At 63.5% G+C, this 16816-nt stretch carries 16 protein-coding genes; 12 read left to right on the forward strand and 4 right to left on the reverse strand.

The genetic code is table 11. From position 1 onward, the window contains the following. Positions 1-14 precede the first annotated feature (14 nt). The 4 genes from JMA46_RS06215 (at position 15) to JMA46_RS06230 (ending at position 5069) form a co-directional block, all read left to right on the forward strand. Positions 15-953 carry a carbohydrate ABC transporter permease gene (locus JMA46_RS06215; protein ID WP_207344461.1) on the forward strand — a complete coding sequence of 313 codons (939 nt, stop codon included), beginning with the start codon at positions 15-17 and terminating at the stop codon, positions 951-953. A 79-nt stretch (positions 954-1032) separates the two neighbouring features. Further along, complete coding sequence (locus tag JMA46_RS06220) at positions 1033-2715, forward strand: twin-arginine translocation signal domain-containing protein (RefSeq protein ID WP_207344462.1); 1683 nt, start codon at positions 1033-1035, stop codon at positions 2713-2715. Positions 2716-2812: 97 nt separating this feature from the next. Continuing rightward, positions 2813-3829 carry a LacI family DNA-binding transcriptional regulator gene (locus JMA46_RS06225; protein WP_207344463.1) on the forward strand — a complete coding sequence of 339 codons (1017 nt, stop codon included), beginning with the start codon at positions 2813-2815 and terminating at the stop codon, positions 3827-3829. A 22-nt stretch (positions 3830-3851) separates the two neighbouring features. Continuing rightward, positions 3852-5069: a Gfo/Idh/MocA family oxidoreductase gene (locus JMA46_RS06230; RefSeq protein WP_348770075.1), complete on the forward strand. Its 1218-nt coding sequence runs from the start codon at positions 3852-3854 to the stop codon at positions 5067-5069. Between the two features lie 114 nt (positions 5070-5183). Here JMA46_RS06230 and JMA46_RS06235 read toward each other — a convergent pair whose 3' ends face one another. Beyond that, positions 5184-6119 (reverse strand): LysR family transcriptional regulator, encoded by a 936-nt coding sequence (locus JMA46_RS06235; RefSeq protein ID WP_207344465.1) that lies wholly within the window; start codon positions 6117-6119, stop codon positions 5184-5186. A gap of 117 nt (positions 6120-6236) precedes the next feature. Here JMA46_RS06235 and tdh point away from each other — a divergent pair, with 117 nt between their 5' ends. The 4 genes from tdh (at position 6237) to JMA46_RS06255 (ending at position 10457) form a co-directional block, all read left to right on the forward strand. Further along, the gene (tdh, locus tag JMA46_RS06240) at positions 6237-7286 is read left to right on the forward strand and encodes an L-threonine 3-dehydrogenase (protein WP_207344466.1); all 1050 of its coding nucleotides are present in this window, start codon (positions 6237-6239) and stop codon (positions 7284-7286) included. A gap of 60 nt (positions 7287-7346) precedes the next feature. Next, a complete protein-coding gene (locus JMA46_RS06245) occupies positions 7347-8549 on the forward strand; it encodes a glycine C-acetyltransferase (protein WP_207344467.1) in 1203 nt (400 codons plus the stop codon). A 184-nt stretch (positions 8550-8733) separates the two neighbouring features. Continuing rightward, positions 8734-9540 carry a hypothetical protein gene (locus JMA46_RS06250; protein WP_207344468.1) on the forward strand — a complete coding sequence of 269 codons (807 nt, stop codon included), beginning with the start codon at positions 8734-8736 and terminating at the stop codon, positions 9538-9540. Next, positions 9537-10457, forward strand: coding sequence for a phosphotransferase (locus tag JMA46_RS06255; protein WP_207344469.1), 921 nt, complete (start codon positions 9537-9539; stop codon positions 10455-10457). The genes JMA46_RS06250 and JMA46_RS06255 overlap by 4 nt, the downstream gene beginning before the upstream one ends. Here the strand turns inward: JMA46_RS06255 and JMA46_RS06260 are convergent. After that, entirely contained in the window at positions 10426-11451 is a 1026-nt protein-coding gene (locus JMA46_RS06260) for a formylglycine-generating enzyme family protein (RefSeq protein ID WP_207344470.1), read from the reverse strand. The two genes, JMA46_RS06255 and JMA46_RS06260, sit on opposite strands and share 32 nt — an antisense overlap. A 103-nt stretch (positions 11452-11554) precedes the next feature. On the opposite strand from JMA46_RS06260, the gene JMA46_RS06265 reads away from it, so the two are divergent. Beyond that, a complete protein-coding gene (locus JMA46_RS06265; protein WP_207344471.1) occupies positions 11555-12646 on the forward strand; it encodes an FAD-dependent oxidoreductase in 1092 nt (363 codons plus the stop codon). 142 nt (positions 12647-12788) lie between these two features. Continuing rightward, entirely contained in the window at positions 12789-13505 is a 717-nt protein-coding gene (locus JMA46_RS06270; RefSeq protein ID WP_207344472.1) for an SDR family NAD(P)-dependent oxidoreductase, read from the forward strand. Here the strand turns inward: JMA46_RS06270 and JMA46_RS06275 are convergent. Together JMA46_RS06275 and JMA46_RS06280 are read right to left on the reverse strand one after the other, a co-directional pair. Beyond that, a complete protein-coding gene (locus JMA46_RS06275; protein WP_207344473.1) occupies positions 13502-13891 on the reverse strand; it encodes an ACT domain-containing protein in 390 nt (129 codons plus the stop codon). The two genes, JMA46_RS06270 and JMA46_RS06275, sit on opposite strands and share 4 nt — an antisense overlap. A 58-nt stretch (positions 13892-13949) precedes the next feature. Next, the gene (locus JMA46_RS06280) at positions 13950-14594 is read right to left on the reverse strand and encodes a LysE family translocator (RefSeq protein WP_207344474.1); all 645 of its coding nucleotides are present in this window, start codon (positions 14592-14594) and stop codon (positions 13950-13952) included. A gap of 160 nt (positions 14595-14754) precedes the next feature. On the opposite strand from JMA46_RS06280, the gene hutI reads away from it, so the two are divergent. Then, positions 14755-15978 (forward strand): imidazolonepropionase, encoded by a 1224-nt coding sequence (hutI, locus tag JMA46_RS06285; RefSeq protein ID WP_207344475.1) that lies wholly within the window; start codon positions 14755-14757, stop codon positions 15976-15978. Between the two features lie 197 nt (positions 15979-16175). After that, positions 16176-16670: a hypothetical protein gene (locus tag JMA46_RS06290; protein WP_207344476.1), complete on the forward strand. Its 495-nt coding sequence runs from the start codon at positions 16176-16178 to the stop codon at positions 16668-16670. Positions 16671-16816 lie beyond the last annotated feature (146 nt).

The following is a 16816-nucleotide window of genomic DNA, read 5'->3' on the forward strand; positions in this document are numbered from 1 at the left end:
AACAGGAGACAATCATGACGACGACAATTCATGAACGGCGAACAGCCAAACGCCAGGCCAAGGGCCTGACCTTCAACCCCTCCCGCCCCGTGTGGAAGGAACCGGCTTCGCCGCTCTATAACGCCATCAAGGCAGTGATCATCGGTGGAATCACCCTTTCCATCGTGCTCCCGATCCTCCTAGTGGTCTCCACGTCCATTGCCGACGATGACCAGCTCATCGCCGCCGGCGGATTCGTGCTGTGGCCCACGCACCCGACCTTTGCCGCCTACCAGGCGATCTTCAGCGGTGAGTTCATGTTCCGTGCACTGGGTGTCAGCGCCTTCATCACGGCGGTGGGCACCTTCCTGGCGCTCTTCGTCACGATCACGATGGCCTATGCCACGAGCCGTCCGGTCATGTTCGGCCGTCCTGTGCTGCTGTTGGTCCTGTTCACCCTGCTCTTTGCCCCTGGGCTGATTCCGATGTTCCTGATGGTCAAGCAGCTGGGCCTGCTGAACTCTGTATGGTCGCTGATTCTGCCAGGCACCTTTGCCGCCTTCAACTTCGTGGTGATGCGCTCCTTCTTCATGAACATTCCCGTTGAGCTCATTGAAGCGGCGCGGATCGACGGTGCCAGCGACTTCATGATCCTGCGCAAGATTGTCCTTCCGCTCTCCAAGGCTGTCATCGCCGTCGTGGGGCTGTTCTATGCGGTGAGTTTTTGGAACGCATTCTTCAACGCCATGCTGTACATCAACGACCAGACCCTGTACCCGGTACAGCTGGTGCTGCGCAACTATGTGGTCCAGGGCGGCTCCATGGCTGAAGCCATTGGCGTCACGTCCGCACCGCCGCCGCAGTCAATGCAGATGGCCATTGTGGTAATCGCGCTCCTGCCGATCCTGCTTGTCTATCCCTTCCTTCAAAAGCACTTCAACAAGGGCGTCATCACCGGCGCCATCAAGGGCTGACCGGCACCAAGTCGAGCAGCAACAGCAACGCAAAAACAAGCTTCATCAACTTTTCATCATCTACAGAAATGGGTTCATCATGAAACGCTCCAGCAACGGCGTTGCATTTTCACGCCGCAATTTCCTTGGCCTCGCCGGAATCTCCGTCGCGGCCGTGGCGCTCAGCGGAACATTGTCAGCGTGCGGAAACCAGTCTGAAAAGAGCGGTGGGGCTGTCGCCTCCAAAACGGTAACGCTGCCCACCTACAAGGAGTTCACTGCCGTCACTGCGGAACTGGCAGGCAATTCAGATGGTTTGGAAGCTGGCTTCCTCGCCATGCCCAAGCCCGTTGCCTCGACCACGGCCAAACCCTTGACAGGTCCTGTCAGCGTCCTGTCCGAGACGTTCGAGGTCATGGCACCGGCCATGCCGGACAACGACTTCTGGCAGCGCCTGAACACCTCGCTGGGAGGGGAGTTCAACATGCAGATTGTTGAAGACATCGGAGACGGATACCCCGCCAAATTTGCCACGATCCTAGCCAGCGACACCCTGCCGGACCTCATGTGGATCCCACCGAACCAGGGCATCCCCAACGTCGGACCGATGCTGGAAGCCAAGTTCGAGGACCTGACCCCCCACCTTTCCGGCGACGCCGTGCTGAAGTACCCCAACCTGGCCGCACTCAAGCCCGATTCCTGGCGCACCGCCGTCGTCAACGGAAAAATCTGGGGCGCCCCCATCCCCAGCACGCCGTTTGGCCAGGTCATGGTAGGCAACAAGGCCACGTGGGAAAAGGTGGGCGGTCTGAACCCCAAGAACGCCGACGAGTTCTTCGACAAGGTCAAGGAACTCAGCGATCCCGCCAAGAAGCAGTACGCCCTGGAACCGGCCTACATCAACATGCTCCACATGATCACCGAATGGCTGGGCGCCCCCAACGGCTGGGCCGTCAACGCTGACCGCTCGCTGACTCACCTGTATGAGACGGACGCCTACGTGGCCGGCCTGGAATACGCCGCCAAGCTCTTTGCCGCTGGCGCCTTCTACCCCGACGTCAACGTCACGAACACCAAGGCCAAGATCATCAACGGCTCCCTCGGCGCCGTTGTGACATCCGGCCCGCGCGACCTCGGCAGCTACAAGGCGTTGGATGCAAAAACGGACATCGAAATCCTGGTGCCTTTCAGCTTCGACGGCACCATCAAGCCCACCTATGACATGGGCTACGGAACTGTAGGATTCACAGCGTTCAAGAAGGCCGACGAAGCGCGCATCAAGGAACAGCTGGAGCTGGTCAACTGGCTCTCTGCGCCCTTTGGCACTGAGGAGTACCTGATGAAGAACTACGGTCAGGCTGGCAAGGACTTCGACTTTGACGCTGAAGGCAACCCGATCCTTACCAAGGAAGGGTTGAAGGATCTGCCCGGGGTGGTCAGTGCGTTGAACATCATGACCGCACCGGAACGGGTGAACTTCAACCCCGGCTTCCCCGACGTGACCAAGTACGTTTACGAGACCGAGAAGCAACTGCTCGAATTTGCGTGGCGCAACCCCACGAACGGTTCCTACTCCGACACCAATGCCAAGGTCGGCCCGAAAATCACCAAGATTGTGCGGGACAAGACGATTGACATCATCACCGGCCGCGCCCAGGTCTCCGAGCACGCAGACGTCCTCAAGCGCTGGAAGTCCGAAGGCGGCGACAAAATCCGTGAGGAATATGCTGCAGACCTGAACCCTGAAGCCCCCGTCTTCACTTTGCAGCCCGTCAAAAAGTAACGGTTCATTTCTCCCGAGGGTTGCCGGCGCACTGCTATGGTGGGCCGGCAACCCTCGGCCAGGCAACCCCATCAACACGAAGAAGGAGGCGGTTGGCATGAGCATGCCCACCATCAAAACTGTGGCGGCAGAGGCGGGAGTCTCCACCGCAACGGTCTCCTACGTGTTGGCTGGCCGGACCAAAAGCAAGGGTTCAGGCATTTCCGAGGCCACCACAGAGCGGGTGCGCGCTGCCGCCACTCGGCTAGGCTACCGGCCCAACCAAGCGGCACGAACCATCCGGACCGGCAAGTCGAATTTGATGATGCTCTCGTTGACCATGCTGTCGGACCCGTGGTCGTTGTCCGTGAGCAAAGCCGTGGGCGCCGCCGTCGCTGCAGCCGGGATTACGCCGATGATCCTTGCCGACACGGACTGGCGCACGGCGATCAAACGCCAAGGGGCCGACGTCATCTTCATCGATGCCGCCGATGAGGCCGGTGACGCCCAACTTCTGGCCAAATTGGCCAAGAGCAACAAACTGGTGGTGTTCAGTGAAACGCTGGCGCCGGATGGTTTTGATGTGATCCGTTCCCTTGCCGGAGACAGCATGGATCAAGCCATGGACCATTTGACCGCCGGTAGTAACAAAGTTGCGTGCCTGACACCGGCTCGCAGCCTGCGCACCACCGCCCCGCCCAGGTATGGCGCGTACCTGGCAGGTCTCAAACGCGCCGGTCTCGCATTCCGCAACGATTATGTTGCGCCTTTTGAAGGTGAGGAAATGGGTGCCTATCAGGCCACCTTGGCGTTGTTGCAGCAACCGGACCCCCCAACGGCCATCTTTGCCACCTCTGACTTTGCTGCCATCGCAGCCATCCAAGCGGCACTAGGGCTACGGCTCGCCGTGCCGCAGGATCTTGTAGTTTTCGGCGTTGGCAACACCACCCAGGGCGAGGCCATGGTTCCGTCATTGAGCACCGTTGGCCCGGTGGGTTTTTTCTCAGGTCTGGCTGAGTTCCTGGTGCATCGGGCACAGCATCCGGATGCCCCCGCCACTGTGTTGGCATTCCCATGGCAACTACTGGTCCGCGATTCATCGACCGTCCGCAACACTTGTGAAATTTTTGAATGACGTGAAAGAGAGAAGAGAACTTGTGACTGATTTACTGGCAGAGGCACCTGAGCACACACGGAAAACCACGGACCTGCGGGTCGGAATCGTTGGGTTCGGACTGCGGGCCTCGCTGTGGCGGCACGTGCACAAGCCTGGCGCCGGGTCCGAGGTGGTCATGGTCTGTGACATCTCGGAGCGCGGACGCAAGGATGCTGCGGAGAAAATTCCAACGGCGGCCATCACCTCCAACCTGGAAGAACTGTTGGGTGCCGGGCTGGATGCGGTGCTGGTTCTCACCCCGGACAACCGCCACGCAGAAATCGCGGTACAGACGTTGAAGGCGGGCATCGCCACGTTCTGCGAAAAGCCGCTGGATGTCACGTTGGAGGCGGCAGATGCCATTCTCACCGCGGCGTACACCAGCGGAACGCGGCTGTATGTGGGACATAACATGCGCCACATGCCGGTGGTGGTGCAGATGCGCGAGCTGATCCAAGCTGGCACCATTGGCGAGGTCAAGGCCGTATGGTGCCGGCACTTTGTTGGCAACGGCGGGGACTACTACTTCAAGGACTGGCACGCCGAACGCGCCAACACCACCAGCCTGCTGCTGCAAAAGGGTGCACACGACATTGACGTGATCCACTGGCTCGCCGGCGGCTACTCGAAGCGGGTTTCGGCGATCGGTGACCTGGCCGTCTACGGGTCCATCACCAACCGCCGAGACAACAGCGACCGCCGCATGGGCGACTGGTTCTCACTGGAGAATTGGCCGCCCACGGAGCAGACGGAACTGAACCCCGTCATCGACGTGGAGGACATTTCCATGATGCAGATGGTCTTGGACAATGGAGCGCTGGCCTCCTACCAGCAGTGCCACTTCACGCCGGACTACTGGCGCAACTACACGGTCATCGGCGCGGAGGGCCGGATTGAGAACTTCGGCGACGGACCCGGGGACTTCATCCACGTCTGGACCACCCGCAGCCAGGGCGGATTTGTAGAGCCGGATCAAAAAGTGGAGATCAAGGACGGGGACGGCGGCCATGGCGGCGCGGACCCGCTGCTGATCGCCGAGTTCCTACGTTTCGTGCGCGACGGCGGCGCCACCGCCACTTCGCCTGTGGCCGCACGCGCCTCCGTGGCCGCCGGCGTTCTGGCCGCGCAATCACTGCGCAGCGGCGGTGGCGCACTGGAGGTGCCCCAGCTTCCGGCCGAACTCATCGCGTACTTCGACGCAGGCCAGCCGGCCCGGTAGGAGGAACCCTGTGGTGACGGCGTGCCATGCTGGCGGCGGCTGGTGAAATTTCACGGCCCGCCGCCAGCACGGCCCGCCGCCAGCACGGCACGCCGCCGACGAAGTGGGGTGGGATCAGTCGGCGGTCAGTTCAGCCATGACGTCATGCAGTGCCTTGGCCACGAGTATTACGGACGTGCGCTTGAAGTTCTCCGGGCGGGACAGCAGATCGATGCGGCGCCGTGTGCTGATGCCGGTCAGCGGACGCAGCACCACGCCCGGGTTCAAGGCCGGGCTGGAGGTGTACCGGGGCAGAAGGCCAATGACCTCGCCTGTGGACACGAGCGCGGCTGCCGCCAGGTAGTCGTTGATGCGGTGCACCACGTTGATGGGTTGGCTGGCCACGGCGCCGATGGCACTGAGCATGTCCGCGGGGGAGTAGCCACTGCGACTGGCCACCCACGGGTAAGCCACCACGTCTTGCGGTGACAAGGATGCCTTTGCCGCCAGCAGATGATCCGCTGCCACGGCGATGTCCAGCGGTTCATGGGCCAAGGGGATGACACGAACCCGGGATTGCGGCCATTCAGGGCTGTGGTCCATGCGGTGCGCCAGCACTAAATCGTACTTGGCGGTCAGTGCCGGGAAGTCGTGCTGGGCCACGTCCTCGTCCGAAAACTTTACTCGCGGCACTCCGACGTTGTGTGTTGGCGTAGCATCCCTCATGGCTGCCAAGCGACGCACCAGCGGCGCGAAGAGGGCCTGCCCTGCACTGTGGAAACCGCTGATCGTGACGGTTCCGCCGGCGTCGTGCTGGTAGGCACCAATGGCGGCCTTGGCCGTGGCCATGGCGTTGGCGACTTCCGCGCCAGCGTCGGCAAGCACCCGGCCGGCATCCGTCAGGACAAGATTTCGGCCGTCCTTGCGTGTCAGCGGGATGTCCACCTGGCGCTGGAGCAGCGAAATTTGCTGGGATACGGCCGACGGCGTGATGGACAAGGTTTCGGCGACCGCCTTAACACTTCCCAGCTCTCCAAGCTCGCGCAGCATTTGCAGTTGGTGAAGGTCCATTCCGCCAGAATACCATTTAGTAATTACTTAATCGTTGATGGAGAAAGTATCGATTGTGCTAAACGGTTTTAGGGGCTGTAATGGAAAGCACACCACCAAAAGAAGGAAGTCGTACCCATGAAGGCCTTATACAAATCCGGTGCGCATGCCGGGTTCGAACTCGTCGACCGGCCGGAACCTGAAACCGGGTCCAGTGACGTAAAAATCAAGGTCAGCACAACGGGCCTGTGCGGCACCGACCTGCACATTCAGGCGTGGGATGCATGGGCTGCGGCAACCATCAAAACGCCGCTGATCCCGGGCCACGAATTTTACGGCGAGGTGGTGGAAGTGGGTGCCGACGTCCGCACTGTCAATATTGGGGACAAGGTCTCCGGCGAAGGCCACGTGGTTTGCGGCATGTGCCGCAACTGCCGCGCCGGGCGCCGCCACATGTGCATCAACACGGTTTCGGTGGGTGTACAGCGCGACGGTGCGTTTGCCGAATACGTGGTGATCCCTGAATCAAACGTCTGGGTGCACCACGACCCTTCCATCACCGATGAGCTGGGCGCGCTCTTTGACCCGCTGGGCAATGCAGTTCACACCGCACTGAGTTTCGACCTGGTGGGTGAGGACGTACTGATCACCGGTGCCGGGCCGATCGGGCTCATGGCCGTCGCCGTGGCCCGCCATGCCGGCGCACGCAAGATCGCCATCACCGATGTCTCGGAACCGAGATTGGCCATGGCCGCTTCGATGGGCGCAGACCTGGCCGTCAACGTCGCCACCACACGGTTGAGGGACGCCCAGCGGGAACTCGGACTGCGCGAGGGATTCGACGTCGGCATGGAAATGTCCGGCCACCGCACCGCGCTGCCGGAGATGATAGAGAACATGAACCACGGCGGACGGATTGCCATGCTGGGCCTGCCGAGTGAGTGCATCGACATCAACTGGTCCAAAATGGTCACGCACATGCTCACGCTCAAGGGAATCTACGGCCGTGAAATGTATGAGACGTGGTACACCATGAGTGCCATGGTCTGCTCCAACCCGGTCCTGCGTGCAGCGGTGTCCTCCGTGGTCACGGACCGCCTGCCCGCCAACGAATGGGAACAGGCCTTTGACATTGCGAAATCCGGCCAAGGCGGCAAAGTGCTCCTTGACTGGTCCGTCTTTTCCTAAGCTCACCCACCCGCCAACGCCAACTGTCCCCGCCACTAGACCCCTCACCCAAGGAGCACCATGTACACCGCAATGAAAGACCAGCTCGCCGCGGAGCTGGATGAAATCCGTGCCGCAGGGTTGTTCAAAACCGAACGGCGTATCACCTCGCCGCAGTCCAGCCATGTCTCGGCCGGGCCGCTGGACGGCGCCACTTCAACAGTGCTGAACTTTTGCGCCAACAACTACCTGGGCCTAGCCGACCACCCAGAGATCATCGCCGCAGCCAAGGCCGCCATGGACAGCCACGGCTTTGGCATGGCCAGCGTCCGCTTCATCTGCGGTACCCAGGACCTGCACCTCCAGCTGGAAACCGCCGTCTCGGACTTTCTGGGCACCGAGGAGACTATTCTGTTTTCCTCCTGCTTTGACGCCAACGGCGGCGTGTTTGAATCATTGTTCGGCGTCGGGGACGCGATCATTTCCGACGCACTGAACCACGCCTCCATCATCGACGGCATCCGCCTGTCCAAGGCTTCCCGCTTCCGCTACGCCAACCAGGATATGGCGGACCTGGAAACGCAGCTGCAGGCCGCAGCTGCCATGAACGAAGGCGCCGGGGCCCGCCGCACCATCATCGTCACCGACGGCGTGTTCTCCATGGACGGTTTCCTGGCCCCCTTGGAAGCCATCTGCGACCTCGCCGAAAAATATGATGCCCTTGTCATGGTGGACGATTCCCACGCCGTCGGCTTCATGGGAGCCACCGGCGCAGGCACCCCCGAGCACGCAGGAGTGGGGGATCGCATCGACATCTACACCGGCACCTTCGGCAAGGCACTCGGCGGTGCCTCCGGCGGCTACGTCTCTGGCCGGAGCGAGATCGTGGCCATGTTACGCCAAAAGGCCCGCCCCTACCTGTTCTCCAACTCCCTGGCCCCGGCGATCGTGGCCGCGACGCTCAAGGCCTTGGAACTGGTGGCAGGTTCCGCCGCACTGCGCACCCGCCTGTTCGAAAACGCCGATCTTTTCCGCAGCCGCATGGCGGAGGAAGGCTTTGAACTGCTCCCCGGGGAGCACGCCATTGTCCCCGTCATGTTTGGCGATGCCACCGAGGCTGTCCGCGTGGCCGATGAGATGCTGGCCCACGGCGTGTTCGTCACGGCGTTCAGCTTCCCCGTGGTTCCCCGCGGTGCAGCAAGAATCCGTGTTCAGCTCTCGGCCAGCCACAGCCCGGAAGACGTGGAAGCGGCTGTCCAGGCATTCGTTGCGGCCCGCGGCTGAGTTGACGCGCAACTGGCTGTGGCCGCACTGTTCCGCGGTATGAAGTCGCGTACGGTTAGGGGCTAGTGATGCGCGGTTCCTGTTGTGGCGCACCATTGGCAGCAAACCGTGCGCGGCTCCTGTTCAACGGCGTGCGGACCCGATGCGCGAAGCACTGACGGTGCATGCATGGCAGGATGAAAGCATGACTTTGGCATGGGAGAAGCGCGTACGCGTGCAATTTGAGGGCGATGCCCACGTCCAGGAAGACAGCTGCGGCTTCAACGGCGCCAACGCTTGGATCGTGGACGGCGCCACCACTTTGCTTGAGCCACTTGATCTGCCGTCGGCGTCGAACCCGCAGTGGCTGGCGCAGCAGTTGAACACGGTCTTGGCAGAAAGCACGGCCAGCACCGGCGGTGTCCGTGCCCTGCTGGCCGCGGCGGTGAGCACCATCGACGCCAGGGCCACTGCGCTGGTGGGTTCGGAACGGGTTCGTTTCCCCAGCGCCGCGCTCTCGGTGGCCCAACTCAATGAGCAGGGCGTGCAGATCGCCAGCCTGGCCGACTGCTCAGTGGTAGTCCGCACGCACGACGGCGCCACCCACCTCGTGCGTGCAGAGCTCCCTGACACGCGGGTGGAGTTGGAAGCAGCCCGCCGGACGGTGGACCCCCAGGAACGGGCGCGCCTGCTGTGCCTGGACCGAGAAAGCCGCAACACCCCCGGAAACGTCTGGGTGGCCCGGCGTGAACCGGAAGCTGCCGATCATGCCCATGTGGTGCAGCTTGGGCCGCCTGAGCTGATGGTGATGGCCAGCGACGGGGCCTGGCGCGCCGTCGACCTTGGCATTGTCGCGGGACCGGAGGAGTTCCTGGAACGCACCTCCACAACGCTCGGCGCGCTGGCACTGCTGCATGAACTGCGCGCCCACCAGGACAGGATCGGCGAAGTGGCCGACGACGCCACCATCCTCACACTGGCCCCGCGCCCCACGCCGTCACCACAGCCATGAAAACCCGCATCAGCTGGGCGCAGCTCCCGCCGTCGGTGCGCGCGGGAGTGGAACGCATCCTGGGTGAAACCGTCGTCACGGCACAATCGCAGACCGGCGGCTTTTCCCCGGGCTCGGCGGACAGGGTGGTGCTTGCCTCGGGCCGCCGGGCTTTTGTGAAGGCGGTCAGCGCCGAGAGCAATGCGACCTCACCCGTGCTGCACCGCCGCGAGGCCGCCGCCGCCAAGGCACTGCCGCCGGGCATCCCGGCCCCGAAATTCCTCGGCATGTACGACGACGGCACCTGGGTTGCGCTGGTCCTGGACGATGTGTCCGGCACGCATCCGCGGGAACCATGGCAGGAATCTGAACTCCTGCAGGTGCTTGACAGGTTGGCGGATATTGGTTGCGTGGAGTTGCCTGCCGATGTGCCGCTGCCGCAGTATGAGGACTCGCTGCGGGGTGCCTTCCGGGGCTGGGAAAAGCTGGCATCCCGCCCTATGGCCGGGATGCCGGCCTGGGAAGCGGAGCATCTGGGCTTGTTGGCCGGGCTGGCCAAAGAAGGCGTGGAAGCCCTGGCCGGAGGATCGCTGGTCCACGGGGACCTGCGCACCGACAACATTATGCTGACCGACAGCGGGCCGGTGCTGCTCGACTGGCCGTGGGCTGCGGTGGGTGCGCCGTGGGCCGACGCGCTCAGCGTGCTGATCAATGCCACGACGCTGGACCCCTTGTCTGGTTGGGACCACGTTCTGAAGGAGCACCGCGTTTTTGCCGCTGCGTCGGACGCTGGAGTCACTGGTGTCCTGGCTGGTTGGGCGGGCTACTACCTGGACATGTCGCGCCGGCCGGCACCGCCGGGCATCCCCACGCTGCGGGCCTTCCAAGCCCGGCAGGCGGAAGTGATTACCGGCTGGCTGCGGAAGCGACTGTCCTGAAGCCCAGATTGCCGCTGGCCGAATCAGGGGTGTTGGAACTGCGTGCGGCAAGCCGGTAACGGTTGCAGTAGGAGTCGTGGCACAGGTAGGAGCCCCCGCGCATCACCCTGCCGCGGCCAACGGTTGGCCCGGGCGGATCCTCCACGGTCCCCTTGGCCAGGCAGCTCTTGTAGTACTTGGGCAGGAACCAGTCCGAGCACCATTCCCAGACGTTTCCGCTGGTTTGGTACAGCCCGTAGCCATTGGGTTCAAAACTCTTTACGGGAGCCGTCGTCAGGAACCCGTCCTCGCACGTGTTGAGGGTGGGGAAGGTGCCCTGCCAAATGTTGCAGTGGTGCACCGTGCCGCCAGTGTCATCGGTGCCGTGGAGTTCTCCGCCCCACGGGTAGCGCGACTGCACCAGCCCGCCCCGGGCTGCGAACTCCCACTGCGCCTCCGTGGGCAATGCCCGGCCGGCCCACGCACAGTAGGCCAGGGCATCGGTGTGTGAAACCTGCGTCACGGGATGGTCGGGGATTTCCTGCCATGAGGAGAGCGGTCCGGCCGGGTGGGCCCAGTCAGCGCCGCGAACGTTCAGCCACCACGGCGTTCCGGCTGCCGTGCCGAGGATGTCGTCCTTGTCCGCCAGCACAGCCAAGTGGAAGACGGCGGACGTTCCATACAGCTCCGATTCGGTGCGGTAGCCGGTGGCCTGCACGAACGCGGCGAAGGCTGCGTTACTGACGGCCGTGGCATCGATGCTGAACTCAGACACTGTCACTTCGTGGACGGGCGTTTCGCCGTCGGACGGGTAACCCTCATCAAAGGGGTCACCCATGAGGAAACTGCCTCCGGGAATCAGCACGTCGGTGTGCAACACTGCGCTGTGCAAGGCTGCGTTCTGCGATCCTGCCCCCGACGTGGTCGGCGGAACAGTGAGCGAGAACGACTGCTGGTCTGCGGGGGAGTGGTCTTCGTGGCCGGACCGGCCCGAGGGGCTGCAACAACTGGACATGTGCTCACTTTGTTCACAACGGAGGACGGAGGTGTTCTCCACCAGTCTATGCAATGCGGCTCCAGCTAATGCGGCGGGACCGTTGTTGTGCCAGCATGGCCCCATGGACTACGACGTGTTGATCATTGGCGGCGGTATCGCCGGACTGTCACTGGCATGGCGGCTCGCACCACAACTCTCGGTGGTGGTTGTGGAAGCAGAATCAACGCTGGCGTTCCACAGCTCCAGCCGCTCGGCACGGCAGATGCAGCCCAGCTACGGCCCAGCACCCATCCAGGAACTGACCATGCGCACCTTGGAGTTCGTGGAACAGATGTCGGCTGGGCTTCCCGCCCCGATCCTGGTTCCGCGGCCGCTGCTCACCCTCGGCACGCAGAATGACGTGGCGGCGCTGGTGGCCCGGAACGCACACCTTGTGCCACTCAGCCACGCCGAAACCATGGAACGCAGCCCCGATCTGCACCCCGGAGCATTCGAGGCGGCGGCCTTGGACAGCACGGCCATGGAAGTGGACGTTCCATCTCTGATCGAGTTTTATCGCAGCCAGGCCGTGGCAGCAGGGGCACTGGTGCTGACGAATTCCCGGGTGGGCTCAGTCGTTCCGCACGGCAGTGCCGGGTTTTCCGTGACGGCGGGGGAGCGCTGCCTCACGGCCGGTGTGGTGGTCAACGCGGCGGGCGCCTGGGCCGACACCGTGGCGCAGCTGGGCGGGGTGCGTTCCCGCGGGTTGGTGCCGCACAGGCGCAGCGCCGCGATCGTGTCCACCGAACATGCTGTCAACCCTGCCGGGCCCATGGTGCAGCCAACCGATGAATCGTATTACTTCCGCCCCGACGGCCCGCACCTGCTGATTTCCCCGTGCGAGTCGATCCCTGCCGAGCCGGGGGACGCGCAGGTGGTGGATGCGGACATCAGCGAACTCATCTCCCGCATTGGCGCCGTCACCACGTTGGGGATCACCGGCGTCGTACGCGCTTGGACGGGGCTGCGCACACACCCGGTCGACGGCCTGCCCGTGGTGGGGTTTGACGCCGACGTGCCCAATTTCTTCTGGCTGGCCGGGCAGGGCGGCTACGGCATTCAAACGTCCGCCGCGCTCGCGGGCTTGGCTGCCGCACTCATCACGGGCACGCTCACGGACGACGACGGGGCGCTGGCTGCCGCGCTCAGCCCCCAACGTGCGGGGCTGGGCTGACACCGGGGGCTGACCGGATCTCGCGAGACTTGTGACTGACCAGCTGGGGGCGGCGCCGACCTCCAGATTTCAGCCGACAAAGTCGATCCCATTGTCAGCAGGCGGGACTATCGTGGAAGGTGCGGAACAAGGAGTGATTGCCATGATCGTTGCAGGAAAGGTCGCGCTCGTGTCGGGTGCTTCAAGTGGCATTGGAATGGCGCTGGTCCGGATGCTGGCGCAGAAGGGTGCGCGAGTGGCGCTGGCCGCCAGAACGGGAACCGTACTCGAGACCCTGGCCGGTGAGCTGGGCGGTGCTCTGGCCCTGGAAACGGACATGCGCGACGCAGATGCCGTGCGCCGTATGGTGATGGAAACCCACCGACATTTTGGGCACATCGATGTCCTCGTCAACAATGCCGGTCGCGCCATGCACGGACCCCTCATGGATGCCGACCTTGATGAGTACCGGGACCTGCTCAACCTCAACGTTGTGGGGGCGCTGCAGGCCATGCAGCTTGCTGCCCCGCTGATGCGTGAGCACGGCGGTGGGGTCATCGTGAACGTCAGCTCCGGCACCACGCTGCGGACGTTGCCGGGAGTCGGCCCGTATTCCTCCAGTAAGCATGCGCTGAACAACCTCAGTCAGGTAGCCCGTGCTGAACTGGCGCCGGACAACATCCGGGTCTGTCTTGTCTATCCCTTTATCACCGATACAAACTTTGGCGGGGGCCGGGTCGGTCATACGAGCCGTTCTGGGATGGTTCCGGACACCGCCGAGTACGCTGCAGGGCTTGTGCTAGAGGCCATTGAGACGGAAAATGCGGAAACCTTCGCGGCGAAGACCGGCGGCTGGCGCACGGACCGCCCGATCGCCTAGCCCCGTAACCCGTGCAGCACGCTAATGGCGCGCTCGCGGTCCGGCGCGGCGACCAGAACATGGTCGTGGTAAAAACCGGCTAAGACGTTGGCGCTGATGCCTGCCTGGCCAAGGGCTTGTGAGAACGCAGCGGTGAGGCCGACTGCTTCCAGGGAGGAATGGACGGACAAAGTCAGCCACGCTGCAACGTAGTCGTAGTCCACGTTGAGGGAATCAGCGTCGGACCGGAGTAGAACGGCCGTCAGCCCTTCCATTTCAGTGATGGTGGCCTTGGCCAGGCGGATGGCAGGATGATCGGCCGGGAGGCTTGCGTACACATACTCTTCCGGAAGTGACACCACTTCCAGCGTGCGCAGCATTGCGGCCACATCTGTCGATCCAGTCATGTCCAACACCGTTTCCGTGAGGTTGTCAGTTTGCCATCATCAAGCGGTCGGCGCGTTTCTAACTCGCGGCTCCGGAGGCCACGACGCCGGCGCCCAAAACAGCAAGAATGGAGCTGCTGATGCGTTCAATGATCCTGTTGACCTTGGGCTTCTTCAACCACTTCATGGTCTTGTACGCCACCATGGCGATGACCACCAGATAGAGGAAGCCGATGATGGCCAGCGTCAGGCCCAAGATCATGGCCATGCCCAGGGTGTTGCCGCCTGGCGGGATGAACTGGGGCACCACGGCCAGGTAGAACAAGCCGACCTTGGGGTTCAACAGTGTGGACAGTGCACCGGCGCCGAAGGCTCCGCGGTGGCTGAACGTGAGTGGCGCGTGGCCGGAGGAGCCATCGACGACGCCGGCCTTGCGGGCTTTGCGTGCCTTGATCAGCGCAGAAACACCCAAGTACATCAGGTACAACCCGCCAGCAATCTTCACGAGCCTGAACACTTCAGCTGACTGCTCCAACAGGGCGGCCAAACCAAAGCCAACCAAGGCTCCCCACATCACTGCACCGAGCCCGCACCCAGCAGCAGCGGCAATGCCAGCGCTGGCCCGGTTCAAGGAAATCCGCAGGATCAAGAAAGTGTCGGGCCCGGGGATCAATGCCAGCATTAGGCACAGCCCAGCAAAGCCCAGAAGGGAAACAAAGGTCATAGTCACCATTCTCCGCCCTCAAGGTTCACCCCAGCAACCACACGGGTACACGGGTACACGGGTACAAGGGCATACCGACCGCCCGGCCGTGTCTGCCCAGCCGGACACCTGGCCCGCACGCGGGCACCCGCCGCGGCAGCCGCCGTCGTACGCTTGGGGCATGAGCGAACTGATCGAGAACATTGGTGAACTGATGAGTCAGGACGCGGAGGTTGGCACGCTGGCCAATGCGGCGCTGGTGGTGGAGGGGGAGCGGATTGCGTGGATCGGCTCCAGCGCCAAGGCCCCGGCCGCCGACACCCGCACCGACGCGCAGGGCCGTGCCGTGCTGCCCGGCTGGGTGGATTCACACACGCACCTGATCTTCGCGGGAGACAGGACGGCGGAGTTTGAGGCGCGCATGGCGGGGGAGAGCTACAGCGCGGGCGGCATCGCCGTGTCCGTGGAGGCCACCCGCGCCGCCAGCGACTACGACCTCACGCGGATGGGGCTGGGCCGCGTGGCAGAGGCTCTCTCGCAGGGCACCACGTTCCTGGAGACGAAAACCGGCTACGGACTGGACGTGGAGCATGAACGGCGTAGCGCCCGGATCGCCTCGACCGTCGCCGATGCGGTCACGTTCCTGGGCGCGCACCTTGTTCCGGCCGGCATCGACGCGGACAGCTACACGGATCTTGTCTGCACCGACATGCTCGCCGCCGTGCTGCCCTATGTGCAGTGGGCGGACGTGTTTTGCGAGCGTGGCGCCTTCACCGCGGAGCAGTCCCGCAAGGTGTTGGAGGCCTGCCGTGCCGCTGGGTTGGGGCTGCGCGTGCACGGCAACCAGCTGGGGCACGGCGAAGGGGTGGCGCTGGCCGTGGAGTTTGGGGCGGCCAGCGTTGACCACGTGAACTTTTTGACGGACGACGACGTGTCCCGCCTTGCGCAGTCATGGTCGGGCTGGGATGGGGATGCCAACGCGGGGCGTGGTGGAGGGACACGTGGGACTGTCGCCACCGTTCTGCCAGCGTGTGACCTATCCACTCGGGCGCCTCTGGCACCTGCCCGGGCGCTGCTCGATGCCGGGGTGCCGGTGGCCATTGCATCGAATTGCAATCCAGGCACGTCTTACACCTCCTCCATGGCGTTTTGCGTGACGACCGCCGTGCTGCAGATGGGGCTCAGCGTGCACGAGGCCGTGCGGGCCGCCACCTTTGGAGGCGCGCTGGCCCTGGGGCGTGAAACAGGAGTTGACGCTGACGGTCAGCGTGCTGTTGGTTCGCTGGCCGTTGGCCATCGTGCCGACCTGCACATGCTCAAGGCGCCTTCGGCCACACACTTGGCGTACCGTCCTGGGATTCCGTTGACGGCCGGGGTGTGGAGGGCCGGGAAACGCAAGGTCTAGCCCCGAATCTGGATGTTTCCGGCGGCGTTTCACAGCTGATTGATAGCTTGCGAACAGTTCCGGCAAATCAGCAGCGCGCACGGTTGAAGTGAGTCGGTAGTGCATGCCGGAAATCCAATGGTGCCGCTCCGGCGTCCACCGAAGGGAATACATATAGCTATCAAAAAAAGACGGCACTCGGCACTTCCGCTGCGGCCTTGGCACTGGTTGCGGGACTGGGCGTGGCCGGAGTAGCTTCTGCTGCGGATTCAACGACCAGTACCCCGTCGGCAACCACGGGTGCCGCCCAGTCAGCTCCGGCTGAACACGGCGGTCAGGGTGGGCACAGAGGTGGGGCTGGAGACCTGGCCTCGGGTTTGGCCCAGAAGCTGGGAGTCGATGAAAGCAAAATCAGCGATGCCTTGAAGTCGTTGAGGAAGGCCAACAAGTCGGCTGCGCGGCCCGCAGACGGCACAAAGCCGGACCGTGCACAGCAGGATGCGGCTCTGGCCAAGTCCTTGGCTGGCTCGCTGGGCATCGACGAGTCCAAGGTCACCGCGGCGTTGAGTGAACTCCGCGCAGCGAACCAAAGCAATCTGGCAGCGGCCCTGACCGCAAAGCTGGATGCGGCCGTCAAGGCCGGGACGCTGACCCAGGCTGAAGCCGATGCCGTCACCAAAGCAGTCGAGAAGGGAGTGATTGGCGGGCGCTAGGCAGAACGAGCAGCCCTGCAGTCAACTGTGTGAGGTGCGCGAGTCCGTGAGGTTTAGCGGCGTGCCAAACTGACCGGACTTGAGTCGACGGCGTGCCATGCTGGCGACGGCTTGTGAAATTTCACGGCCCGCCGCCAGCATGGCAC

Origin of the sequence: Arthrobacter sp. E3, assembly GCF_017353415.1 — a bacterium.
Lineage (GTDB): Bacteria > Actinomycetota > Actinomycetes > Actinomycetales > Micrococcaceae > Specibacter.